The sequence below is a fragment of the Oryzobacter terrae genome (genome assembly GCF_042756445.1).
GTDB lineage: Bacteria > Actinomycetota > Actinomycetes > Actinomycetales > Dermatophilaceae > Oryzobacter > Oryzobacter terrae.
This window is the reverse complement of sequence record NZ_CP170578.1, coordinates 493801-518333: the sequence shown is the minus strand read 5'-3', so window position 1 is coordinate 518333 and position 24533 is coordinate 493801. Positions and strand designations below refer to the sequence as shown.

General features: G+C 72.9%; 19 protein-coding genes and 1 riboswitch. All 19 genes read left to right on the top strand.

The window, feature by feature from the left end:
- Positions 1-210: 210 nt before the first annotated feature.
- Complete coding sequence (locus ACFWN3_RS02465) at positions 211-2646, top strand: immune inhibitor A domain-containing protein (RefSeq protein WP_377643100.1); 2436 nt, start codon at positions 211-213, stop codon at positions 2644-2646.
- 254 nt (positions 2647-2900) lie between these two features.
- Positions 2901-5192, top strand: coding sequence for an immune inhibitor A domain-containing protein (locus ACFWN3_RS02460; protein ID WP_377643097.1), 2292 nt, complete (start codon positions 2901-2903; stop codon positions 5190-5192).
- A 119-nt stretch (positions 5193-5311) separates the two neighbouring features.
- Positions 5312-6649 (top strand): type I glutamate--ammonia ligase, encoded by a 1338-nt coding sequence (gene glnA, locus ACFWN3_RS02455; protein ID WP_377643094.1) that lies wholly within the window; start codon positions 5312-5314, stop codon positions 6647-6649.
- A gap of 5 nt (positions 6650-6654) precedes the next feature.
- Positions 6655-9651: a bifunctional [glutamine synthetase] adenylyltransferase/[glutamine synthetase]-adenylyl-L-tyrosine phosphorylase gene (locus tag ACFWN3_RS02450; RefSeq protein WP_377643092.1), complete on the top strand. Its 2997-nt coding sequence runs from the start codon at positions 6655-6657 to the stop codon at positions 9649-9651.
- 21 nt (positions 9652-9672) lie between these two features.
- Complete coding sequence (hisD, locus tag ACFWN3_RS02445; protein WP_377643089.1) at positions 9673-11022, top strand: histidinol dehydrogenase; 1350 nt, start codon at positions 9673-9675, stop codon at positions 11020-11022.
- A 55-nt stretch (positions 11023-11077) separates the two neighbouring features.
- A riboswitch (cobalamin riboswitch) is annotated at positions 11078-11292 on the top strand.
- Positions 11293-11431: 139 nt separating this feature from the next.
- Positions 11432-13801: a ribonucleoside-diphosphate reductase subunit alpha gene (locus tag ACFWN3_RS02440; protein ID WP_377643087.1), complete on the top strand. Its 2370-nt coding sequence runs from the start codon at positions 11432-11434 to the stop codon at positions 13799-13801.
- Complete coding sequence (locus ACFWN3_RS02435; protein ID WP_377643085.1) at positions 13798-14835, top strand: ribonucleotide-diphosphate reductase subunit beta; 1038 nt, start codon at positions 13798-13800, stop codon at positions 14833-14835. Before ACFWN3_RS02440 ends, ACFWN3_RS02435 begins: the two co-directional genes overlap by 4 nt.
- Positions 14836-14928: 93 nt before the next feature.
- A complete protein-coding gene (locus ACFWN3_RS02430; RefSeq protein WP_377643082.1) occupies positions 14929-16056 on the top strand; it encodes a histidinol-phosphate transaminase in 1128 nt (375 codons plus the stop codon).
- A complete protein-coding gene (gene hisB, locus ACFWN3_RS02425; protein WP_377643080.1) occupies positions 16053-16664 on the top strand; it encodes an imidazoleglycerol-phosphate dehydratase HisB in 612 nt (203 codons plus the stop codon). The genes ACFWN3_RS02430 and hisB overlap by 4 nt, the downstream gene beginning before the upstream one ends.
- Before the next feature lie 3 nt (positions 16665-16667).
- Positions 16668-17312, top strand: coding sequence for a hypothetical protein (locus ACFWN3_RS02420; protein ID WP_377643077.1), 645 nt, complete (start codon positions 16668-16670; stop codon positions 17310-17312).
- The gene (gene hisH, locus ACFWN3_RS02415) at positions 17309-17950 is read left to right on the top strand and encodes an imidazole glycerol phosphate synthase subunit HisH (RefSeq protein WP_377643074.1); all 642 of its coding nucleotides are present in this window, start codon (positions 17309-17311) and stop codon (positions 17948-17950) included. The genes ACFWN3_RS02420 and hisH overlap by 4 nt, the downstream gene beginning before the upstream one ends.
- A 50-nt stretch (positions 17951-18000) precedes the next feature.
- Complete coding sequence (gene priA / locus ACFWN3_RS02410) at positions 18001-18750, top strand: bifunctional 1-(5-phosphoribosyl)-5-((5-phosphoribosylamino)methylideneamino)imidazole-4-carboxamide isomerase/phosphoribosylanthranilate isomerase PriA (protein ID WP_377643071.1); 750 nt, start codon at positions 18001-18003, stop codon at positions 18748-18750.
- A gap of 95 nt (positions 18751-18845) precedes the next feature.
- Positions 18846-19547, top strand: coding sequence for an SseB family protein (locus tag ACFWN3_RS02405; protein ID WP_377643069.1), 702 nt, complete (start codon positions 18846-18848; stop codon positions 19545-19547).
- A gap of 338 nt (positions 19548-19885) precedes the next feature.
- On the top strand, positions 19886-20629 hold the full coding sequence (infC, locus tag ACFWN3_RS02400; RefSeq protein WP_377643067.1) for a translation initiation factor IF-3: 744 nt from the start codon (positions 19886-19888) through the stop codon (positions 20627-20629).
- 55 nt (positions 20630-20684) lie between these two features.
- A complete protein-coding gene (gene rpmI / locus ACFWN3_RS02395; RefSeq protein ID WP_377643064.1) occupies positions 20685-20879 on the top strand; it encodes a 50S ribosomal protein L35 in 195 nt (64 codons plus the stop codon).
- Positions 20880-20923: 44 nt separating this feature from the next.
- The gene (gene rplT, locus ACFWN3_RS02390) at positions 20924-21307 is read left to right on the top strand and encodes a 50S ribosomal protein L20 (protein WP_377643062.1); all 384 of its coding nucleotides are present in this window, start codon (positions 20924-20926) and stop codon (positions 21305-21307) included.
- A 14-nt stretch (positions 21308-21321) separates the two neighbouring features.
- The gene (locus tag ACFWN3_RS02385) at positions 21322-22128 is read left to right on the top strand and encodes a TrmH family RNA methyltransferase (RefSeq protein ID WP_377643059.1); all 807 of its coding nucleotides are present in this window, start codon (positions 21322-21324) and stop codon (positions 22126-22128) included.
- A gap of 10 nt (positions 22129-22138) precedes the next feature.
- Positions 22139-23206, top strand: a complete 1068-nt coding sequence (locus ACFWN3_RS02380; protein ID WP_377643057.1) for an ATP-binding protein — start codon at positions 22139-22141, stop codon at positions 23204-23206.
- 8 nt (positions 23207-23214) lie between these two features.
- Positions 23215-24429 (top strand): MFS transporter, encoded by a 1215-nt coding sequence (locus ACFWN3_RS02375; RefSeq protein WP_377643055.1) that lies wholly within the window; start codon positions 23215-23217, stop codon positions 24427-24429.
- The last annotated feature ends 104 nt before the right edge of the window (positions 24430-24533 follow it).

Genomic DNA, 24533 nt, shown 5'->3' with positions numbered 1-24533 from the left:
GCCTAAGAGCCTGCCCGTCAGGGGGAGGGCGGCCCTGGGTCGAGTCGGCCCGGGTGCCGGTCGGCGGGACGCAACATTGCACCGAGTGCAGATCCGCGTGCTCCTCGCCGCGCGAAGTCGCGTCGGGAGGGTTAACGTCCCCGGTGGCAGTGTCGCCGCGGCAACCGGCGTGTGCGGCACGGTCCCACCACCACACCGCAGGAGGACCACGTGCGCAGAACAACCGTGGGGCTACTCGCCGTAGCCCTCGCGTCGGGACTCGGGACGGCCATCGCCGCTCCCGGTGTCGCCGCACCAGCACCAGCACCGCAGGGGGAGGCCGCCACGGCGCCCCCCAGCGACTCGCTCCCCGACCCGATCGCCGACAAGCGCTCGGAGCTGCGTGAGCAGGCGATCTCCTCGATCCTCAGGGGCGAGGCCAAGGCCGAGAAGCGCGGCGGCAGCACCGTCGTCAAGGTGGGCGAGAGCGAGACCGCGGCCACGGCCAAGGACTCGAAGCGCGCCGCGACGAAGGCCAAGAAGCGCGACCAGTACGTCGAGGTGGCCCGCGAGGCGACGGACAAGCTCTTCGTCCTCGTCGTCGACTTCGGCAACCAGCGCCACCCCAGCTACCCGGACCAGGACACCGACCCGGACATCCCCGGCCCCTCCCGCTTCGACGGCCCTCGGTTCAACGAGATCCCCGAGCCCGACCGCGCGGTGGACAACAGCACCGACTGGCACCCGGAGTACGACCAGGCCTACTACCAGGACCTCTACTTCGGCACCGGCACGGTCACCGGCCGCGAGTCGATGCGCCAGTACTACGAGCGCCAGTCCTCGGGCCGCTACTCGGTCGAGGGGCTCGTCACCGAGCCGGTCACCGTGCAGTACAACGAGGCACGCTACGGGCGCAGCGACGGCTTCCCCTGCGCCTCGAACGTCTGCAGCAACACGTGGAACCTCGTGCGCGACGGCATGAACGCGTGGGTCGCCCAGCAGAAGGCGGCCGGCAGGACCGACGCCCAGATCGACGCGACCCTCAAGCAGTACGACATCTGGGACCGCTACGACAAGGACGCCGACGGCAACTTCAACGAGGCCGACGGCTACATCGACCACCTCCAGATCATCCACGGCGGTGGTGACCAGGCCGACGGCGACCCGTACCAGGGCGAGGACGCCATCTGGTCGCACCGCTGGCGCGCCTTCCAGACGGCCAACCCCGCCGCGCCGTACCCGGCCCTCGGCGGGACGCAGGTCGGCACGAGCACGATCTGGGCGGCCGACTACACCGTCCAGCCCGAGAACGGCGGCCTGTCCGTCGTCGCCCACGAGTACGGGCACGACCTCGGCCTGCCGGACCACTACGACACCTCGGGCCCGTCCGCGCGCAACGAGAACCCCGTCGGCTGGTGGAACCTCATGGCGCAGAGCCGGGTCTCGGCCAAGGGCGACAACGCCATCGGCTCGCGAGCCGCTGACCTGTCCGCCTGGGACAAGCTCCAGCTCGGCTGGCTCGACTACGAGGTGGTCGTCCCCGGCCAGAACCGCGTGATCGACCTCGGCCCGCACGAGTACAACACCGCCAAGGCCCAGGCCGCGGTCGTCGTCCTCCCGGACAAGACGGTCGTCACCGATCTCGGGCCCCCGTTCGCCGGAACCAAGCAGTGGTACTCCGGCGCCGGCGACGACTACGAGGCCACGATGGCCCGCTCGGTGACCCTGCCGGCCGGAACCTCCACACTGTCGTTCCAGGCACGCTGGAACATCGAGGACTGCGCGGCGGACCCGTGTGACTACGCGTACGTCGAGGTCGACGACGGGACCGGCTTCAAGGCCGTCCCCGGGTCGATCACCAAGCCCGCGGAGGGCAACGGCATCGACGGCGAGAAGGCCGCGTGGACCCCGGCCACCTTCGACCTGTCGGCCTACGCCGGCAAGACGATCGGGCTCCGGGTTCGCTACGCCACCGACGGTGCCGCCCAGGGTCAGAACCCGGACGCCCCGTCCGGCATCTTCGTCGACGCCCTCAAGGTCACCAACGGCGCCACGGTGCTCTTCGAGGACGGTGCCGAGAACGGTGCTAACGGCTGGACCCTCGACGACTTCTCGGCCGTGGAGGCGAGCTCGTCGGCGGACTACCCGTGGTTCTACATCGCGAGCAACCGCGAGTACGCCTCGTACGACAAGTACCTGGGGACGGGCCCGTACAACTTCGGGTTCCTCGACCGGCCCGACTTCGCGGAGCACTTCCCGTACCAGGACGGCCTGCTCATCTCGCTGTGGGACACCTCCCAGGGCGACAACAACACGAGCCAGCACCCCGGTGAGGGCCTCGTGCTCCCGATCGACGCGCACCCGCGCTCGATCTACACCCTGGACGGCGACCCGTGGCGTCCGCGGGTCCAGCTGTACGACGCGACGTTCGGTCTGCAGAAGGCCGACTCGTTCACGCTGCACAGCCAGTTCACCGGCAACGCCAGCTACATCCGTGGCCAGGCCGCCCAACCGCTGTTCGACGACAGCAACCCCGCCCGGTACTTCAAGACCGACCAGCCCTCGGCCGGTGTCACGGTCGCCGGGAGCGGCACGAAGATCCGCGTGCTGAAGGAGGGCGCCACCACGGTGCGCGTCCGGATCGACACGCGGGCGGTCACGCCCTGACCGGCTGACGGCACCGCATCACCAGGAGGGGCCCCGGGACGACCCGGGGCCCCTCCGCCGTGCGCCGCACCCCTGCACGCCCCAGCGCGGCGAGCCCCGGAGACGGCACAGGACGTCCGGCCGTCCGGGGCCGTTTCCGAAGAAGTTGCTGTGAAAGGGGGGCTTCTGCAGCGGCTGCAGATGTGGTCAGGTTCTCTCCGGCCCGACGACCCGGGCCCGACCCACCATCTGGAGGATCCGTGAGACCACGCATCATGGCTGCCGCGACCGGAGCGGCAGCACTCGCCTGCGCCCTCGCCGTCTCGGCGCCCGCGCAGGCCCAGCAGGGCAACGACGCCCCCGGCGCCGCTGCGACCAAGCGCTCGGACAACCGACCCGGCCCGAAGACCGCCGAGCAGGCGAAGAAGCGCGCCAAGGCGCTGGCCCTGCTCAAGAGCGGCAAGGCGGAGCTGAAGAAGCAGCAGGGTGGCGGCGCCACCGTCACGATGACGAACGCGGCGGGGGAGACCGAGGCCGTCGAGTTCCTCACCGACAAGACCGACAAGGTCTTCACGATCCTCTCCGAGTTCGGCGACGCGGGGTCGGGCAAGCTCGGCACCGTGCCGGGGCCGCTGCACAACCAGATCCCCAAGCCCGCCGCGAACGACAACTCGACGTACTGGCAGCCGACGTTCGAGAAGGCCCACTACGAGGACATGTTCAACGGGCCCGGCCCGTCGTTCGCCGACTTCTACGCCAAGCAGTCGGGCGGCAGGTACACGGCGATCAACACGGTCAGTGACTGGGTGAAGGTGCCCGGGAACGCCTCGACCTACGGCGACAACTCCGTCGAGGACTACGGCGGCTCGTGGGCCTTCGTCCGCGACTCGGCCAACTCCTGGTACGCCTCGCAGGTCGCGGCCGGCAAGTCCGCCGCCGAGATCGACGCCTACCTCTCCCAGTTCGACGTGTGGGACCGCTACGACTTCGACGGCGACGAGGACTTCAACGAGCCCGACGGCTACCTCGACCACTTCCAGGCGGTCCACGCCGGTGCCGGCGAGGAGGCCGGGGCCGACGAGGACGCCATCTGGTCGCACCGCTGGTTCGTCAACGGCACCGACTACGGGACCACCGGTCCCACGGTCGGCACGACGACCAACCTCTACGGCGGGACCAAGATCGGCGGGTCCAAGTACTGGATCGGCGACTACACCGTCGAGCCGGAGAACGGTGGCCTGGGCGTGTTCGTCCACGAGTTCGGCCACGACCTCGGCCTCCCCGACTACTACGACACCGCCGGTGGCGAGAACGGCACCGCCTTCTGGACGGTCATGTCCTCGGGCTCCTGGCTGAACGAGGGCGAGGCCGCCGGCGACGCCATCGGCACCACCCCGGGCGGCTTCGGCCCCGAGGAGAAGCTCTTCCTCGGCTGGCTGGACTACTCCGAGGTCGACGCGGGGGAGTCCGGGACGTTCACGCTGAGCCCCTCGGAGCAGACGCTCGCCGGGCAGGACCAGGCCGTCAAGGTCAACGTCCCCGACTCGGAGCGGACCGACGCCTACACGGTGCCGAAGACGGGCGCGCACGCCTGGTGGTCGGGCCGTGGTGACGACCTCACGAACACGATGACCCGCACGGTGCCGGCCGCGGCCGGCCAGACCGTCGTCGTGACGGCCGACCTCTGGTACTCGATCGAGGAGGCCTACGACTTCCTCTACGCCGAGTACTCCACCGACGGCAAGGAGTGGACCCAGGTCGGCAAGCCGATCACCGGGACCGGCACGAAGTGGTCCGGGAAGCGCTGGTCGTTCACGGCGCCCTCCGGCAACCCGCTGTTCCGCTTCCGCTACGACACCGACGGCGGCTACAACGAGGCCGGTGCGTTCATCGACAACGTCTCGGTGAAGGTGGGCCAGGACGTCGTCCTGCTCGACGGCGCCGAGAACGGTGCGAACGGCTGGACCATCGATGGCTGGAAGGCGTCCACGGGCACCGAGGTGACCGCGGGCGACCGCTACTACCTGCTCGAGAACCGGCAGTACGTCGGCTACGACCACACCCTGCGGGTGGGGCCGTACCAGTTCGACAAGGCGTACACCGCGCCCGACCACGTCGAGCGCTTCCCGTTCCAGAACGGCATGCTCGTCTGGCTCGTCGACCAGGGCTTCACCGACAACAACGTCGCCACCCACGTCGGTGAGGGCTACGCCATGGTCGTCGACGCCCGGCCGAACACCCTGACGTACAGCGACGGCACCAGCCCGAGCAACCGTCGGGAGCCGTTCGACGCCGTCTTCGGCCTGGAGACGCTCGACAAGGTCTGCCTCCACAAGGAGGTCGCCACCAAGGCCAAGGGCTCGACGACGATCTCGACGCTCGAGGCGTGCAACAACGACGCGACGCGCGCGCCGAAGGCGACGTTCGACGACACCGACCCGCTGGCGTACTACGACAGTGCCGCTCCGCAGAACTCGGTCAAGGTCGTCGGGGCCGGGGTCAAGGCCACGGTCACCGCCGGCACCACCGGGTCGCTGACGGTCCTCGTCACCAACCCCGGGAAGTGACGCGCTGACGCGCTGAACGACCCACGGCGAGGGGCCCCGGAGAGATCCGGGGCCCCTCCGCCGTGTCCGCAGCATGTCGGTGTCACACGCGGGACACACGCGTGCGGCAGGATCGGACCATGGACCGTCAGCAGGAGTTCGTCCTCCGCACCATCGAAGAGCGCGACATCCGGTTCGTCCGGCTCTGGTTCACCGACGTGCTCGGCACCCTGAAGTCGGTCGCCATCGCGCCGGCCGAGCTCGAGGGGGCCTTCGCGGAGGGCATCGGCTTCGACGGGTCGGTCATCGAGGGCTTCGCGCGCGTCTACGAGGCCGACATGCTCGCCAAGCCCGACCCCAGCACCTTCCAGGTCCTGCCGTGGCGCGGCGAGAGTCCCGGCACGGCCCGGATGTTCTGCGACCTCACCATGCCCGACGGGACGCCGAGCATGGCCGACCCGCGGCACGTGCTCCAGCGGGCGCTGACCAAGGCCGCCGACCAGGGGTTCACCTTCTACACCCACCCCGAGATCGAGTTCTTCCTCCTCAAGCAGGGCTGGGAGCCGGGCCAGCGCCCCGAGCCGATCGACCAGGCGGGCTACTTCGACCACGTGCCGCACGGCAACAGCCACGACTTCCGGCGGGCCGCGATCTCCATGCTCGAGACGATGGGCATCTCGGTCGAGTTCAGCCACCACGAGGGCGCCCCCGGCCAGAACGAGATCGACCTGCGCTACGCCGACGCGCTCTCGACCGCCGACAACATCATGACCTTCCGCGCCGTCATCAAGGAGGTCGCCCTCGAGCAGGGCATCTACGCCTCCTTCATGCCCAAGCCCTTCGCCGAGCACCCCGGCTCGGCGATGCACACCCACCTCTCGCTCTTCGAGGGCGACACCAACGCCTTCCACGAGCCGGGCTCGCCCTACCAGCTGTCCAAGGTCGCCCGGCAGTTCATCGCGGGCCTGCTCCACCACGGCGCCGAGATCACCGCCGTGACCAACCAGTGGGTCAACTCCTACAAGCGGCTCTGGGGCGGCGGCGAGGCGCCGGCGCACCTCACGTGGGGCCACAACAACCGCTCGGCGCTCGTCCGCGTGCCGATGTACAAGCCGAACAAGGGCAACAGCAGCCGGGTCGAGGTCCGCAGCATCGACCCCGCCTGCAACCCCTACCTGTCCTTCGCCGTCCTGCTCGCCGCCGGGATGAAGGGCATCGAGGAGGGCTACGAGCTCCCGCCCGAGACCGAGGACGACGTCTGGAGCCTCACCGACGCCGAGCGCCGCGCCATGGGCATCAAGCCGCTGCCCGCCAGCCTCAGCGAGGCCATCACGGTCATGGAGAGCAGCGAGCTCGTCGCCGAGACCCTCGGCGAGCACACCTTCGACTTCTTCCTGCGCAACAAGCGCGCCGAGTGGAACGACTACCGCAACACCGTGACGGCCTTCGAGCTCGAGCGCTACCTGCCCCGACTCTGACGGGCATGAGCTCCCGCGGTCCCGGCTCCATCCCCGTCGCCATCGCGCGGCTCGGCTTCGACGACCCCGCACGCGCCCACGCGCTCCTCCAGGACCCGGCCGTCGCCGGGCTCATCCGCAGCCGCGAGCACATCGAGGAGCACGGGCTCGCCGCGGCGCTCGCCTCCGTCCCCGACCCCGACGGCGCCCTCCTCGGGCTGGTGCGGTTCATGGAGGCCGTGGGGCGGGTCCCCGCGCTCCGGGGGCCGGTCACCGACGCCCTCGCCGGCCCCGGCCCGGCTCGCGACCGCCTCCTCGCCGTCCTCGGCAACTCCGCGGCCCTCGGCGACCACCTCTGCGCCCACCCGCACCACTGGCGCGCGGTCACCGAGGCGACCCCGCTCTCCGTCGCCGAACGGGTCGCGCGGCTCGTCGGCGCGGTGGGCGACCCCGGCGACGTCCCGGCCGTCGACGTGCTGCGCACCGCGTACCGCGAGCAGCTCCTGTCGATCGCGGCGCTCGACCTCACCTCGCCCGACCCGGTCGACACGCTGCCCGAGACCGCCGGTGCCCTCGCCGACCTCGCCCAGGCCGCGCTGGAGGCGGCCCTCGTCATCGCTCGCACCGAGGTGGGGGAGGACGCGGCGAGGACCCGCCTGGCCGTCATCGCGATGGGCAAGACCGGGGGGTGCGAGCTCAACTACATCTCCGACGTCGACGTCATCTTCGTCGCCGAGCCCGCCGAGGGGGTCGCCGAGGAGGACTCCACCGTCGTCGCGACCGACCTCGCGACCCGCCTCATGCGGATCTGCTCCGCCGCGACGCCCACCGGGTCGCTCTGGCAGGTCGACCCGGCGCTGCGTCCCGAGGGCAAGAACGGCCCGCTCGTGCGCACCGTCGCGAGCCACCGCGCCTACTACGAGCGCTGGGCCAAGACGTGGGAGTTCCAGGCGCTGCTCAAGGCGCGGCCCGTGGCCGGCGACGCCGAGGTCGGGCGGGCCTACCTCGACGCCGTCCAGCCGATGGTGTGGCAGGCGTCGACCCGCGACAACTTCGTCGACGACGTCCAGGCGATGCGGCGCCGGGTTGAGCAGCACATCCCCGCGGCCGAGGCCGAGCGCCAGCTCAAGCTCGGCGCCGGCGGCCTGCGCGACGTCGAGTTCTCGGTCCAGCTGCTCCAGCTCGTCCACGGCCGGGCCGACGAGTCGCTGCGGACCGGCACCACCCTCGACGGGCTCGCGGCCCTGTCGGCCGGTGGCTACGTCGGTCGCGAGGACGCCGCCACCCTCGGGTCGGCCTACCGGCTGCTGCGGACGCTCGAGCACCGCATCCAGCTGTTCCGCCTGCGCCGCACCCACCTCATGCCCACGGCCGAGTCCGACCTGCGCCGGCTCGGGCGCGCCCTCGGGCACCGGTCGTCGCCGGGGGAGGCGGTGCTCGCCCAGTGGCGGACCCAGAAGCGCGAGGTGCGCCGGCTGCACGAGCGGATCTTCTACCGGCCGCTGCTGGCCGCCGTGGCCCGCCTGTCGGACTCGGAGGTCCGGCTCACCCCCGAGGCGGCGCGCGAACGGCTGTCGGCGCTGGGCTTCCGCGACCCCCGGGGCGCCCTCAAGCACCTCGAGGCCCTCACCGACGGGCTGAGCCGCCGCGCCGCCATCCAGCGCCAGCTGCTGCCCGTCATGCTCGGCTGGTTCGCCGACGAGGCCGACCCCGATGCCGGGCTCCTCGCCTTCCGCCGGATCAGCGACGAGCTCGGCTCCACCCACTGGTACCTGCGCCTGCTGCGCGACGAGGGGTCGGCCGCCGAGCGACTCGCGCACACCCTGGCCCGCAGCCGCTTCGCCGCCGACCTCCTCGAGCAGGCCCCCGAGTGCGTGCAGTTCCTCGGCGACTCCGCCGGCCTCACCCCGAGGTCCCGCGAGGAGCTGCTGCGCCGGATGCGCTCGGCCGCCGGGCGCAAGGACGACCGCGAGGCCGCCGTCCTCGCCGCGCGCACCGTGCGCCGCTCCGAGCTCTTCCGGATCGCGGTCGCGGACCTCTCGGGGGCGCTGACCCTCGACGCCCTGGGCGCGGCCATGACCGACCTCACGTCGGCGTTGCTCGAGGTGACCCTCGAGGTCTGCCTGCGCGACGTCGAACAGCGGTCCGGCGCACCGGCGCTCACCCGCCTGCTCGTCGTCGGGATGGGCCGGCTCGGCGGAGCCGAACAGGGGTACGGGTCCGACGCCGACGTCATCCTCGTCCACGACCCCGTCCCGGGCGCCGACGAGGCGCAGGCGCAGGCCCAGGCGATGGAGGTCGTCAAGGAGCTCATCCGGCTGCTCGGGCTGCGCGGTCCCGACCCCAACCTCGACGTCGACGCCTCGCTGCGGCCCGAGGGCAAGAGCGGCCCGCTCGTGCGCTCCCTCGCGTCGTACCGCGAGTACTACGGGCGCTGGTCGCTCGTCTGGGAGGCGCAGGCGCTGCTGCGCGCGACCCCCGTCGCCGGCGACGCGGAGCTCGGTGAGCGCTTCCTCGACCTCATCGCCCCCCTGCGCTGGCCCGAGGGCGGCCTCGGCGCCGACCAGGTCCGCGAGATCCGCACCCTCAAGGCCCGGATGGAGTCCGAGCGCCTCCCGCGCGGGGCCGACCGCAAGACGCACTTCAAGCTCGGGCACGGCGGCCTGTCCGACGTCGAGTGGGTCGTCCAGCTCGTCCAGCTGCGCCACGCCCACGAGCACCCGGAGCTGCGGACCACCTCGACGATGGGGGCGCTGCGCGCGGCCGAGCGGCTGGGCCTGGTCGACCCCGCGGCCGCGGCCGACCTCGCGGCGGCGTGGCGGCTCGCGTCGTCGATGCGCAACGCCGGGGTGCTGTTCCGGGCCAAGTCGCTCGACGCCGTTCCGAGCGACCCCCGCGACGCCGACGGCATCGCCCGCATCCTCGGCCTGCCCGGTGGATCCGGCCAGGAGCTGGGGGAGCGCTACCGCCGGGTGGCCCGCCACTCGCGCGCGGCCCACGAGGCCGCGTTCTACGGCGACTGAGCCCTCCCTAGACTGGTCGCCATGTCCGACACGACGACCGGCGTCATCCCGCGGCTCGACCTGCGCGGCCGGACCCTCGGGCTGCGCGAGCTGCGCGCCGTCCTCCCGCGGGCCGAGTTCGACGTCGAGGCCGCGCTCGGCACCGTGCGCCCCATCGTCGAGGACGTCCGCGACCGGGGAGCCGCCGCGCTCTACGACGCCGCCGAGCGCTTCGACGGCATCCGGCCCGAGCGGCTGCGCGTCCCGACGACGGTCGTCGAGGCGGCCCTCGCCGCGCTCGACCCCGCCGTGCGCGCCGCCCTCGAGGAGTCGATCCGGCGCGCGCGGCTCGTCCACGCCGACCAGCGCCGCACCGACGCCACCACCCGTGTCGTCGACGGCGGCGTCGTCACCGAGCGGTGGGTCCCGGTCGACCGGGTCGGCCTGTACGTGCCCGGCGGGCTGGCCGTGTACCCGAGCAGCGTCGTCATGAACGTCGTCCCCGCGCAGCTGGCCGGGGTCCCGAGCCTGGCCGTGGCGAGCCCGCCCCAGCGTGACCACGGTGGCTGGCCCCACCCGACCATCCTCGCCGCGTGCGCCCTCCTCGGGGTCGACGAGGTCTGGGCGATGGGGGGCGCCCAGGCCGTCGCGGCCTTCGCCCACGGCGTCGAGGACGGCGCCGACGTCTGCGACCCCGTCAGCCTCGTCACCGGCCCGGGGAACATCTACGTCGCCGCGGCCAAGCGCCTCCTCAAGGGGGTCATCGGCATCGACGCCGAGGCCGGCCCCACCGAGATCGCCGTGCTCGCCGACGACTCCGCCGACGCCGACCACGTCGCCTCCGACCTCGTGTCGCAGGCCGAGCACGACCCGCTCGCCGCCGCGGTCCTCGTCACCGACAGCCCCGCGCTGGCCGAGGCCGTCGAGGAGGCGCTCGTGCGCCGTGTCGCCGCGACGAAGCACACCGAGCGCGTCGCGACCGCGCTGGCCGGGCGGCAGTCGGCGGTCGTCCTCGTCGACGACCTGGAGGCCGGGCTCGCGCTCGTCAACGCCTACGCCGCCGAGCACCTCGAGATCCAGACCCGCGATGCCGAGGCCGTGGCCGCACGGGTGCGCAACGCCGGGGCGGTCTTCGTCGGGCCGTGGTCGCCGGTGAGCCTCGGCGACTACTGCGCCGGGTCGAACCACGTGCTCCCCACCGGCGGGTGCGCCTGCCACAGCAGCGGGCTGTCGGTGCAGTCGTTCCTGCGCGGCATCCACGTCGTCACGTACTCGTCCGACGCGCTGCGCGAGGTCGGGGGGCACGTCGTCACGCTCGCGCGCGCCGAGGACCTCCCCGCGCACGGCGAGGCCGTCCTCGCGCGCCACCCCGAGGTCGAGCCCGGCTCCTGACCGCGCGCGACACGCCACACCATGTGGGTCCCACGCGTCACCGCGACCCCCACATATGGTGGGCGACGCAGCTGGTCCACCTCCCGTCCGTCAGGGCGGTCGGTGGGGCAAGAGGGAACCCGGTGCGAGTCCGGGACTGCCCCGCAGCGGTGAGTGGGAACGACCCCCGTCACGAGAGCACTGGGCCTTCGGGCCTGGGAAGCGACGGGCAGTAGGAGGCGCGAGCCACGCCCACGAGTCCGAAGACCTGCCAGTCGCGCCGCACCCGCCCGGGTGCGGCATCTCCACGGTCGCGCGGGACGGCCGACGGGAGCCGGCAGGTCCTCGGGTGGCGGTCTGACGCTGCCCTCCTGCCGTCCTCGTCACCCCTCGTGCGCCCTGGAGCAGATCCGGCTCGCGAGGAGAGAGCATGACGACCACCACGGAGGCCCCGGCCCCCACCCGCACGATGCAGGTCCGCAAGCGCAACGGCGACGCCGAACCGGTCGACGTCAACAAGATCGTCCGGGCGGTCGACCGGGTCAGCGACGGGCTGGCCGAGGTCGACCCGCTGCGGGTCGCGACCCGCACCATCAGCGGCCTGTACGACGGCGCGACGACCGCCGAGCTCGACCGCCTGTCGATCCAGACGGCCGCCGAGCTCATCGGCGAGGAGCCGGAGTACTCGCGCCTCGCCGCCCGGCTGCTGTCGGCGTACGTCGACAAGGAGGTGCGCGGCAACGGGGTCGCCTCCTTCTCGCAGGCCGTGGCGCTCGGCCACGCCGAGGGGCTGATCGGCGACGCCACGGCGGCCTTCGTCGCGGCGAACGCCCGCAAGCTCGACGTCGCCGTCGACCCCTCCAACGACCGGCTCTTCGAGTACTTCGGCCTGCGCACGGTCGTCGACCGCTACCTCCTGCGCCACCCGACGACGCGCCACGTCGTCGAGACGCCGCAGTACTTCCTCCTGCGCGTCGCCTGCGGCCTGGCGCACACCCCGCGCGAGGCCATCGACCTCTACCGGCTCATGGCGAGCCTCGCGTACCTGCCGAGCAGCCCCACCCTGTTCAACTCGGGCACCCGGCACACCCAGATGTCCTCCTGCTACCTCGTCGACAGCCCGCGCGACGAGCTCGACTCCATCTACGAGCGCTACCAGCAGGTGGCCCGGCTGTCGAAGTTCGCCGGCGGCATCGGCATCGCGTTCTCGCGGGTCCGCGGCCGCGGCGCCCTCATCCGGGGGACGAACGGGACGAGCAACGGGATCGTCCCGTGGCTGCGCACCCTCGACTCCTCCGTGGCGGCGGTCAACCAGGGCGGGCGGCGCAAGGGCGCGGCGTGTGTCTACCTCGAGCCGTGGCACCCCGACGTCGAGGAGTTCCTCGAGCTGCGCGACAACACCGGCGAGGACGCCCGCCGCACCCACAACCTCAACCTCGCCAACTGGCTGCCCGACGAGTTCCTGCGCCGGGTCGAGGCCGACGAGGTGTGGAGCCTCATCGACCCGAGCGAGGTGCCCGAGCTCCCCGACCTGTGGGGCGCGGAGTTCGACGAGGCCTACCGGGCCGCCGAGCGCGAGGGCCGCGTCGTGCGCCAGGTCCGCGCCCGCGACCTCTGGGGCCGGATGATGCGCACCCTCGCCCAGACCGGCAACGGCTGGATGACGTTCAAGGACGCCGCGAACCGCTCGTGCAACCAGACCGCGGAGCCCGGCAACGTCGTGCACCTGTCGAACCTGTGCACCGAGATCGTCGAGGTGAGCAGTGACGACGAGACCGCCGTGTGCAACCTCGGATCGGTCAATCTCTTCCGGCACCTCACCGCCGACGGCACCGACCTCGACTGGGAGCGGCTGCGGGCCACCGTGCGCAGCGCGGTGACGTACCTCGACCGGGTCATCGACATCAACTACTACCCGAGCGAGGAGGCGGCTCGGTCCAACCCGCGCTGGCGGCCGGTGGGGCTGGGCTACATGGGACTGCAGGACGTGCTCTTCGCCCTGCGGCTGCCGTTCGACTCGGCAGAGGCGCTCGCGCTGTCGACCCGGATCGCGGAGGAGGTGCAGCTCGCCGCGCTGGAGCGCTCGGCCGAGCTCGCCGAGGAGGTCGGTGCCCACCCGGCGTTCGCCGCGACGCGGGCGGCGCGCGGCGTCCTCCACCTCGACCACTTCGAGACCTCGCCGACCCAGCCCGAGCGGTGGGCAGCGTTGCGCGAGAGGGTCGCCCGCACCGGCCTGCGCAACTCGCTGCTCGTGGCCATCGCCCCGACGGCCACGATCGCCTCGATCGCCGGCTGCGGCGAGTGCATCGAGCCGCAGGTCTCGAACCTGTTCAAGCGCGAGACGCTCTCGGGGGAGTTCCTCCAGGTCAACGCGCACCTCGTGCGCGAGCTGAGGGCCCGGGGGCTGTGGACCGCCGAGACGCGGGACGCGGTCAAGCGCGCCGAGGGGTCGGTCGCGGGTGTCGCGGCGCTCCCCGAGGACGTGCGGCACCTCTTCCGCACGGCGTGGGAGCTGCCCCAGCGCGCGCTCATCGCGATGGCGGCGGCGCGCCAGCCGTACGTCGACCAGAGCCAGTCGCTCAACCTCTTCATGGCCAGCCCGACGATCGGGAAGCTGAGCTCGATGTACCTCCACGCCTGGAAGTCGGGCCTGAAGACGACGTACTACCTGCGCTCGCGTCCCGCGACGCGGATCCAGCAGGCGACGGTGAGCCAGGCCGTGGTGCAGGCACCCGATCCCGACGAGGAGGCGCTCGCGTGCTCCCTCGAGAACCCCGAGAGCTGCGAGGCCTGCCAGTGACGACCACGACCACGACCAGGACCACCACGACCGACGCCCTGCTCCTCGACCCGGGCCTCAGCCTCACCCTGCGGCCGATGCGCTACCCGCACTTCTACGACCGGTACCGCGACGCCATCAAGAACACGTGGACGGTCGAGGAGGTCGACCTCCACAGCGACCTCGCCGACCTGCGGAAGCTGAGCGCCGCCGAGCGGCACCTCGTGGGGCGGCTGGTCGCCTTCTTCGCGACGGGCGACACCATCGTCGCGAACAACCTCGTCCTCAACCTCTACACCCACGTCAACGCCCCCGAGGCGCGGCTCTACCTCTCGCGCCAGCTGTTCGAGGAGGCCGTCCACGTGCAGTTCTACCTGACCCTGCTCGACACCTACGTCCCCGACGAGGCGGAGCGGCACGAGGCGTTCGCCGCGGTGGAGAACATCCCGTCGATCAAGGCCAAGGCCGACTTCTGCTTCCGGTGGATCGACTCGCTCTCCGAGGTCCGCTCCCTCGAGACGGCGGCCGACCGCCGGGCGTTCCTGCTCAACCTCGTCTGCTTCGCGGCCTGCATCGAGGGACTGTTCTTCTACGGCGCCTTCGCCTATGTGTACTTCCTGCGCTCGCGGGGGCTGCTCAACGGGCTGGCCTCGGGGACGAACTGGGTGTTCCGCGACGAGTCGATGCACATGGCCTTCGCCTTCGACGTCATCGACACCGCGCGCGAGGAGGAGCCGGACCTCGTCGACGACGACTTCGCGGCGGCCGTCCGCCAGATGATGGTCGAGGCCGTCGACGCCGAGGCACAGTTCGCGCAGGACCTGCTCGGCGGGGGAGTGGCGGGGCTCTCGAGCGCCGACATGCGCTCCTACCTCGAGCACGTCGCCGACCGGCGGCTGGAGCGGCTCGGCTTCCCGGCCGTCTACGGGTCGCGCAACCCGCTGGCGTTCATGGAGCTCCAGGACGTCCAGGAGCTCTCGAACTTCTTCGAGCGGCGGGTGTCGGCCTACCAGGTGGGCGTCACGGGTGCGGTGACCTTCGACGACGACTTCTGAGCCGTCGCCCCGAGGTCGGGGGCCGGTCGCGTGGCGTCTCCGCCCGTGACCGGCCCCCTCGGCGTCCGGCACCCGCTGAATAGACTCCGGCACATGGACCCCCGCGCGACCGTCGAGGCGATGCTGCGCCACGACCTCCGTGGCCGGACGGCGTACGGCGCCCCGCAGCTCGACGTGCCCGTCGCCCTCAACACCAACGAGAACTCCTACCCGGTCCCGGCGGTCGTCGTCGACGCCATCACCGAGGCGGTCCGGCTCGCGGCGGCCGGTCTCAACCGGTACCCCGACCGCGAGTTCTCGGACCTGCGCGAGGCCCTCGCCGCGTACCTGTCGCGCTGTGGCACGCCCGTCGTGCCCGACGCGGTGTGGGCCGGCAACGGGTCGAACGAGGTCCTGCTCCACCTCCTCCAGGCCTTCGGCGGACCCGGACGCCGCGCCCTCGGCTTCACCCCCGCCTACTCGATGCACCCGATCATCACGACGACGACGGGCACGACGTGGATCGACGGGATGCGGGGCGTCGAGGGGCAGGGTGCCTTCGACCTCGACGTCGCGTCGGCGGTCGGGCAGGTCGTCGTCCACCAGCCCGACGTCGTCTTCCTCTGCTCGCCGAACAACCCCACGGGCACGGCGCTCGGCCTCGACGTCGTCGACGCCGTCCACGAGGCCGCGCCCGACGCGCTCGTCGTCGTCGACGAGGCCTACGCGGAGTTCGCGCGCCCCGGCACCCCGAGCGCGCTCACCCTCCTGCAGGGCCGGCCGCGGCTCGTCGTCACCCGGACGATGTCCAAGGCCTTCGCCCTGGCCGGCGGCCGGGTGGGCTACCTCGCCGCGGACCCGGCGGTCACCGACGCGCTGCGCCTGGTCCGGATGCCGTACCACCTCTCGACGCAGACCCAGGCGGTCGCGCTCGCGGCCCTCGCGAACGCCGACCTCATGCTCGAGACCGTCGACGCCATCAAGGAGCAGCGCGACCGGCTCGTCTCCGGGCTCGCCGCCCTCGGGCTCGAGCCGGTGCCCAGCGACGCGAACTTCGTCCTCTTCGGGCACCTCCCGGACGCCGGCGAGACGTGGCAGGGACTGCTCGACCGGGGAGTCCTCATCCGGGACGTCGGCATTCCCCACTATCTTCGTGTCACGGCCGGTACGCCCGACGAGACCAGCAGGTTCCTCGAGGCCGTCGCCGATCTCGTCCCGACCCGTACAGGAGCAGCTCCGTGAGCACCGACGCCCCCCGCACCGCCACGGTGCGCCGCGGCACGTCCGAGAGCACCGTCGAGGTGACCGTCGACCTCGACGGCACCGGACGCGGAGACGTCAGCACCGGCGTCCCGTTCTACGACCACATGCTCCTCTCGCTCGCGAAGCACTCGCTCCTCGACCTCACCGTGCGCGCCACCGGCGACACCGAGGTCGACGCGCACCACACCGTCGAGGACGTCGCGATCGTCCTCGGCCAGGCCGTCCGCGAGGCCCTGGGCGACAAGACCGGCATCTCGCGCTTCGGCGACGCCACGGTGCCGCTCGACGAGGCGCTCGTCCTGGCGGTCGTCGACGTCGCCGGCCGCCCGTACTGCGTCCACGAGGGCGAGCCCGCCGGGCAGGAGCACGTCGTCATCGGCGGCCACTACATCGGCTCGCTGACCCGCCACGTCCTCGAGTCGTTCGCGTTCCACGCCCAGATCGCCCTCCACGTGCGGGTGCTCGCCGGTCGAGACCCGCACCACGTCGTCGAGGCCCAGTTCAAGGCGCTCGCCCGGGCCCTGCGGGCCGCCGTGGCGCGCGACCCCCGCGTCGAGGGCGTCCCGAGCGCGAAGGGCGCGCTCTAGCCCGTGGCTGCCGACCCGCCGACGGGTGCCGGGCACGGGCTCGTGCTCGTGCGCCGGGCGCCGGCACCGGTGACGAGGTGGCTGCGCCGCGGCCTCGTCTCGGTCACCGTCGCGCCCCTCGGGCCGTGGACCGGGATCACCCTCGCCGACGACCGCGCCCACAGCGCGGCGCCGTACGACGTCGGGCTCGAGGTGCTCGCCGCCCGGCCCACGCCGGGACGCGCGCGACCCTCGATCGGGCTCTTCGACGTCCACGGCCGGGCGGCGATCACCGTCCACCCCCGCGGGCTGCGCAGCGAGCACCAGTGGGTCGTGTGGGAGCCCCGGCGCGGGGTGGTCGACACCCCCGACCTCCCGCGGCTGCGCCTGCCCGTGCTGCTCTCCGCGGCGGGCGCCGACGGCCGGGTGCGCGAGGAGGCCCTCGCCGAGGTGCTGCGCTCCGGGCACGGCACTCCCATCGACCTCCTCGTCACCGTCCTCGGCCTGCTCGGCCTGCCCGGCAAGGAGCTCCTCCTGCGCGGCGACTGCCCGGGCGCCACCGACGTCGAGCCCTCGAGCCGCGGGGTGCTCGCCTTCGACCGCCTCGTCGCCGAGGAGTCCTCGCACCGCGAGGAGACCGAGCGCCTCGGCGGGGGAGGCCGCCGGTGACGTCCCGCGTCGTCGTCCTCGACTACGGCAGCGGCAACGTCCGCAGTGCCGTGCGCGCCCTCGAGCACGTGGGGGCATCGGTGACCCTGACCGCCGACCGCGAGGCGGCGCTCGGGGCCGACGGGCTCTTCGTGCCCGGCGTCGGCAACTTCCACGCCTGCATGGCCGGGCTCGTCGCCGCCGACGGCCCGCGCCTCATCGACACCCGGCTCGCCGGCGGTCGCCCGGTCCTCGGGGTGTGCGTCGGGATGCAGGTGCTCTTCGAGGGCTCCACCGAGCCGAGCCTCATGCCGATCGACGGCGTGGGCGAGTGGCCCGGGCACGTCTCGCGGCTGCTGGCGCCCGTCGTCCCGCACATGGGCTGGTCGACGGTCGAGGTGCCCGAGCGCACCGTGCTCTTCGACGGCATCCGCGACGAGCGCTTCTACTTCGTCCACTCCTACGCCGCCCACTCGTGGGACCTCCCCGAGCCCGACGGGCCGTTCGCGGCCGTCGCGCCCTCGGTCACCTGGGCCACGCACGGCGAGCGGTTCGTCGCCGCGGTCGAGAACGGCCCGCTCGCCGCGACCCAGTTCCACCCCGAGAAGTCCGGCGAGGCGGGCCTCGCCCTCCTGCGCAACTGGGTCACCTCCCTCTGACCCGGCAGACTGGCCTACCGACCCCACTCGTCCACCCGGAGGACCCACCCGTGAGCGACACCGCCGCCGACCAGCCGCGCCTCGAGCTCCTGCCCGCCGTCGACGTCGTCGGGGGCCGGGCCGTCCAGCTCGTCCAGGGCGTCGCGGGCACGGGCGGCGAGTTCGGGGACCCGCTCGAGGCCGCGCTCGCCTGGCAGGAGCAGGGCGCCGAGTGGCTCCACCTCGTCGACCTCGACGCCGCGTTCGGCCGGGGCTCGAACGCCGACCTCCTCGCCTCGATCGTCGGCGCCCTCGACATCGAGGTCGAGCTGAGCGGCGGCATCCGCGACGCCGCCTCGCTCGACCGCGCCCTGGCCAACGGCTGCCGGCGGGTCAACCTCGGCACCGCGGCGCTGGAGGACCCCGAGTGGACCGCCCGCGCCATCGCCGAGCACGGCGACCGCGTGGCCGTGGGGCTCGACGTCCGCGGCACCACGCTCGCCGCCCGGGGGTGGACCTCCGAGGGCGGCGACCTCTGGGAGACCCTCGAGCGCCTCGACCGGGAGGGCTGCGCCCGCTACGTCGTCACCGACGTCGCCAAGGACGGCATGCTCCAGGGGCCCAACCTCCAGCTGCTGCGCGACGTCTGCGCCCGCACCGACCGGCCGGTCGTCGCGTCCGGAGGGGTCTCGACCCTCGAGGACGTCGCCGCCATCCGCACGCTCGTCGCCGACGGGGTGGAGGGCGCCATCATCGGCTCGGCCCTCTACCGCGGCGCCTTCACGCTTCCCGAGGCCCTCGACGTCGCAGGCCGCCCGTGACGACCGGACCCGAGCCCGACGCCCAATTTCGGGGTCACCCCGAAAAGGTGCAATCCACCCCGGTTGTGAACCCGGGTGAAGTGCGCAAAACCGGGGTGGAGCGGCCACCGGCCGACTCGGCCGACGTGCCGTGGGCCGGCCGCGACCTCAGCCCGAGCGGCTTCGAGGCCGACACGGGTGAGGCCGACGCCGCCCTGCGTGCGGTCCTCGCCGACCCGGAGGCCGACGACGCCACGCTCATGGCGGCCGTGGAGGCCGCCCGGTTCGTCGTGCCGATCGTGGCCGAGCCGACGCCCGGCACGGTCGACATGGCCGCCGTCACCCTCGTCGCGCCCGACGGCCAGCGCGCCCTGCCCGTGTTCACCGGCACCGACGCCCTCGCCGCGTGGGACCCCGGAGCGCGCCCGGTGCCCGTGACCCCGGCCAGGGCCGGCCAGGCCGCGGTCCAGGAGCGGTGCGACGTCGTCGTCGTCGACGTCGCCGGACCGGCCACCCGGGTCCTGCGCCCCTCGATGGTCTGGGCCCTCGCGCAGCAGCGGCCGTGGAAGCCGCCGCACACCGACCCCTTCGTCGTCCGCGGGGTCGAGGCCGCCACCGACGGCGAGGAGGACGTCGCGTCGGTCGGCGTCGAGGAGGGCCAGCCGCTCGGCGAGGGCGTGCTCGCGGTCGTCCTGCACCTGCGTCCGGGGCTGACGCCCGAGCAGGTCCGCACCGTCGCGACCCGGGTGGGGGAGCGCCTCGCCGCCGACGGAGAGCTGCGCGCCCGCATCGACGGCCTCGCGTTCCGCATCGTCTGACCTCCACCCGGCGGCGATTTCGGGTCCGCGGGGCCTCGCTGGTAACCTCGTGTGTTGACCGGCCGCTCCTCACGGGGCGGTGTGCAAGAGAAGCCCAGCTTCCACCCGCGTCACCCGCAAGGGTGCCGGGTCCGAACGAGGTCCGCGACGCGATGTCGTGCCAGCCCGCGAGGGTCTGGCGACGCCATCGGGTGGTGGTCCCGGACGGATCGGACCAGGCTCCTCGCGCACGTGGCGTGAGGAGCCTTTCTCGTGCCACGGGTCGGGTCCGTATTCGCGACTGTCAGGAGAAGCACATCAGCGAGCCACGCATCAACGACCGCATCCGGGTTCCCGAGGTGCGGTTGGTCGGCCCCAACGGCGAGCAGGTCGGCATCGTCCGCGTCGAGGACGCCCTGCGCCTGGCGGCGGAGGCCGATCTCGACCTCGTCGAGGTCGCCCCGATGGCCAAGCCGCCCGTCGCCAAGCTCATGGACTTCGGCAAGTACAAGTACGAAGCCGCCATGAAGGCCCGTGAGGCACGCAAGAACCAGGTCAACACGGTCATCAAGGAGATCAAGCTCCGCCCGAAGATCGACCCGCACGACTACGGCACCAAGAAGGGCCACGTCGAGCGGTTCCTCAAGGGCGGCGACAAGGTCAAGGTGACGATCATGTTCCGCGGCCGTGAGCAGAGCCGTCCCGAGCTCGGCTACCGGCTCCTGCAGCGCCTCGCCGAGGACATCCTCGAGCTCGGCGTCGTGGAGTCCTCGCCGAAGCAGGACGGCCGCAACATGGTCATGGTGATCGCCCCGACGAAGAAGAAGGCCCAGGCGATGGCCGAGCAGCGCCGCAAGCGCGACGAGACCTCCACCGGTCGCGACGAGGCCACCGGCACCGACGAGCTCGAGACCACCGACGCGGTCGAGACCACGGTCGAGCCGGAGACCACGGTCGAGCCGGAGACCACGGTCGAGCCGGAGACCACGGTCGAGCCGGAGACCACCGAGACCACCGAGACCCCGGAGGCCGAGCCGGCCCCCGAGACCGCGGCGGTCCCCACGAAGACCCCGGCCGCACCGAAGCCCAAGCCGTCGGCCTGACCGCCGGCCCACGAACCAGCAAGCACCACCGAACCACCACAAGGAGATCGGCACCATGCCGAAGAACAAGACGCACAGCGGCGCCAAGAAGCGCTTCCGGGTGACCGGGACGGGCAAGATCATGCGCGAGCAGGCCGGCCACGTCCACAAGTTCCACGAGAAGACGCCGCAGAAGGCCCGCGCCCTGTCCAAGGACATCCTGGTCTCCAAGGGCGACCTCAAGAAGGTCAAGAAGCTCCTCGGCCGTTGAGCCGTCCCCACCCCCAAGTCTGACCAAGCACAAGGAGTACTCACGTGGCACGCGTGAAGCGGGCGGTCAACGCCCAGAAGAAGCGCCGGGTCGTCCTCGAGCGGGCCAGCGGTTACCGCGGGCAGCGCTCGCGGCTCTACCGCAAGGCCAAGGAGCAGGTCCAGCACAGCCTCGGCTACGCCTACCGCGACCGCCGGGCCCGCAAGGGCGACTTCCGTCGCCTGTGGATCCAGCGGATCAACGCCGCGGCCCGCGCGAACGGCATGACCTACAACCGGTTCATCCAGGGCCTCAAGGCCGCCGAGATCGAGGTCGACCGCCGCATGCTCGCCGAGCTCGCGGTCAACGACGAGGCCGCGTTCACCGCGCTCGTCGAGATCTCGAAGGCCAACCAGCCGGCCCGCGAGCCCGCCCAGGCCTCCGCCTGATCCAGGTGCCCCTGATGGACAACCCCCGGTCCGACCGGGTGCGGTCCGTCGCGGCGCTGTCGAAGCGGTCGGTGCGTACGCGCACCGGCCGCTTCGCCGTCGAGGGACCCCAAGGGGTGCGCGAGGCGGTGCGCCACGCGGCGCCGCTGGTCCGCGACGTCTACCTCACCCCCGAGGCGATGGCGCGGTACGCCGACGACATCGTCGGCCCCGCGCGCGCCGCCGACCGGTGGGTCCACGAGGTGACCCCGGAGGTCCTCGCCGCCATGGCCGGGACCGACACCCCCCAGGGGGTGCTCGCCGTCGTCGACGCACCGGCACCCACCCTCGACGACGTCCTCGCCGCCGGGCCCCGCCTCCTCGTCCTGCTCACCCACGTCCGCGACCCCGGCAACGCCGGCACCGTCATCCGTGGGGCCGACGCCGCCGGGGCCGACGCCGTCCTCGTCAGCGAGGCGTCGGTCGACGTCCACGCGCCCAAGGTGGTGCGCTCGACGGCCGGGTCGCTCTTCCACCTCCCGGTCGTCACCGGCCTCGACGTCGCCGCGACCCTGGCCCGCCTGCGCGAGGCCGGGGTGCGCACCTACGCCGCCGACGGCTCGGGGACGACGCTGCTCCCCGGCGCAGACCTGGCCGTCCCGCACTGCTGGGTCATGGGCAACGAGGCATGGGGCCTCGAGGACGACGTGCGCGCGGCGTGCGACGACGTCGTCCGGGTCCCGATCCACGGCCTCGCGGAGTCGCTCAACCTCGCGATGGCGGCCACCATCTGCATGTATGCGTCGGCGGGCCGACGCGAGGACGGGCGCTGCGGCGAGTAGCGTGCGCCCCATGGCGCCTCGGTTCAGGGTTCCCGACGACCTGGCCGCCCACGGCCTCGAGTTCATCCCCGACGGCCTCGTGGCGGCCATCGGACCCGAGGCCGAGGTCCGGTTCATGAACGGCCGGGCCGAACAGATCACCGGCCTCGACGCCGACGACGTCCTCGGTCGCGACCTGCGCGAGGCGCTGCCGCTCCAGGACCTCGAGGGTGGCTCCTGGTGGGAGCTCGCCAACCCGTGGCAGGGACTGCAGACCCGCACCGGGCACCGCGAGCGGCTCCTCATGCTGCCGACCGGCCGCGAGGTCCTCGTCACGGCGAAGTACGTGCGCGGTGGCCGCGGCGAGCCGGTGCGCGCCGTCGTCATCGGCCTGCGCGACGCGGAGGCGCGGCGGCGCGCCGAGCAGGAGAGCGCCGCCCTCCTCACCGCCGTCGCCCACGAGCTGCGCTCACCGCTGACCGGCGTCAAGGGCTTCTCGAGCACCCTGCTGCGCAACTGGGACCGCTTCACCGACGACCAGAAGCGCCTCATGCTCGAGACGATCGAGGCCGACGCCGACCGGGTGACCCGCCTCATCACCGAGCTCCTCGACACGGCGCGCATCAACGTCGGGCGGCTCACCGTGCACGCGCAGCCGCTCGACCTGCGACCGCGCCTCGAGGCGCAGGTGGAGCGTCGGGTGGCCGCCGGCGGCGAGCGCAGCCAGTTCGTCATCGAGGTCGCCGACGACGTCGACATCCTGTGGGCCGACCCCGACCGGCTCGAGCAGGTCGTCGCCAACCTCGTCGAGAACGCCGTGCGCCACGGCAAGGGGACCGTGACGATCCAGGCCGAGCGCACCGTCCACGACGGCGAACCCGCCGTCGACCTCCTGGTGTCCGACGACGGAGAGGGGATCCGTCCGGAGCACCGCGAGCTCGTGTTCTCCCGCTTCTGGCAGGCGGGGACCAAGCACGGGACGGGCCTGGGGCTCTACCTCGTCCGCGGCCTCGTCGAGGCGCACGGCGGCACGGTCCGTGCGGAGGAGTCGCCGAGCGGCGGTGCGCTGATGCGTGCCACGTTCCCCGACCACGAGTGAGCCGACCGGTGCCCGCCGTCGACCTCGCGCCCTACCGCCGTGCCCTGACCAACCGGCCGCTGCGCACCGCGCTCGTCCTCGGGGCCCTCGTGCGCGGCCCGATCTTCGCCAGCGGGATCCTGCTCACCGTCCACGTCGTCACCTCGCTCGGCCGCACCTACGCCGAGGCGGGCCTCCTGTCCGCCGCGGCGACCGTCGCCATCGCCGTCTCGGGTCCGTGGCGCGGTCGGCTGCTCGACCGGCTCGGCCTGCGCCGGGTCGTGCTGCCCTCGCTCGGCATCGCGCTCGTCTGCTGGAGCATCGCGCCCTTCGTCGGCTACCTGCCGCTGCTCGTCCTCGCCGTCGTCGCCGGCCTGTTCGTCATCCCGACCTTCTCGATCATCCGGCAGGCCGTCATCGCCGCCGTCCCGGACGACGACCGGCGCAGCGCCATCGCCCTCGACGCCGCGGCCCTCGAGCTGTCGTTCATGGTCCTGCCGGCCCTGGCCGTGTGGGCCGCGGCGGTGTGGGACACGGCCTGGGTGCTCTTCGCGACCCAGATGCTCGGGGTCCTCGGCGGCGTCCTCGTCTACCTCGTCGACCCGCCGATGCGAAAGGCGGGGGAGGAGCAGGCCGGTGCGCCGCCGGTGCCGTGGCGCTCGTGGTTCGGGCTGTCCTTCCTCGCCGTGTGCCTCGGGGCGGGCGCCTCGGTCGTCGTGCTGTCGGGCACCGACATCGCGGTCGTCGCGGTGATGCGCGAGGCGGGGACACCGGGCCAGATCGGGGTGGTCCTCGCCCTGTGGGGTCTCGGCTCCCTCGTCGGCGGGCTCGCGTACGGGGCGCTGCACCGGCCGATCTCCGCCTTCTGGCTCCTCGCCGGGCTCGCGGTGGTGACCGCCCCGATGGCACTGGCGCACACCACCGTGAGCCTGTCCCTCCTCGCCTTCGTGGCCGGGCTCCTCTGCGCCCCGACGATCACGGCGACGATCGACCAGGCCAGCCGCGTCGTGCCGGCCTCCGTGCGGGGGGAGGCGATGGGCTGGCACGGCTCGTTCATGACCGCCGGCGGAGCCACGGGCGCGCCGGTGGCCGGCCTCGCGATCGACCGGGCGGGTGCGGGTGCGGGGTTCACCGCCGTGGCCGCCGTGGGGCTCGTCGTCGCCGTCCTCGGCATCGGCGCCTCGGCGGTCGCGCGTCGCGGGCGCAGCGAGCGCTCCTCCTCGGCGCCGGTGATACCGACGTGACCGTTCGTGGCCGCGCCGCTACGCTCCCGGGTGTGACACCAGGCGTGCGTCGATTTACCGGGCCCTCGGGCCCGGAGCTCCGCGCGCACTGACGCGGACCCGCC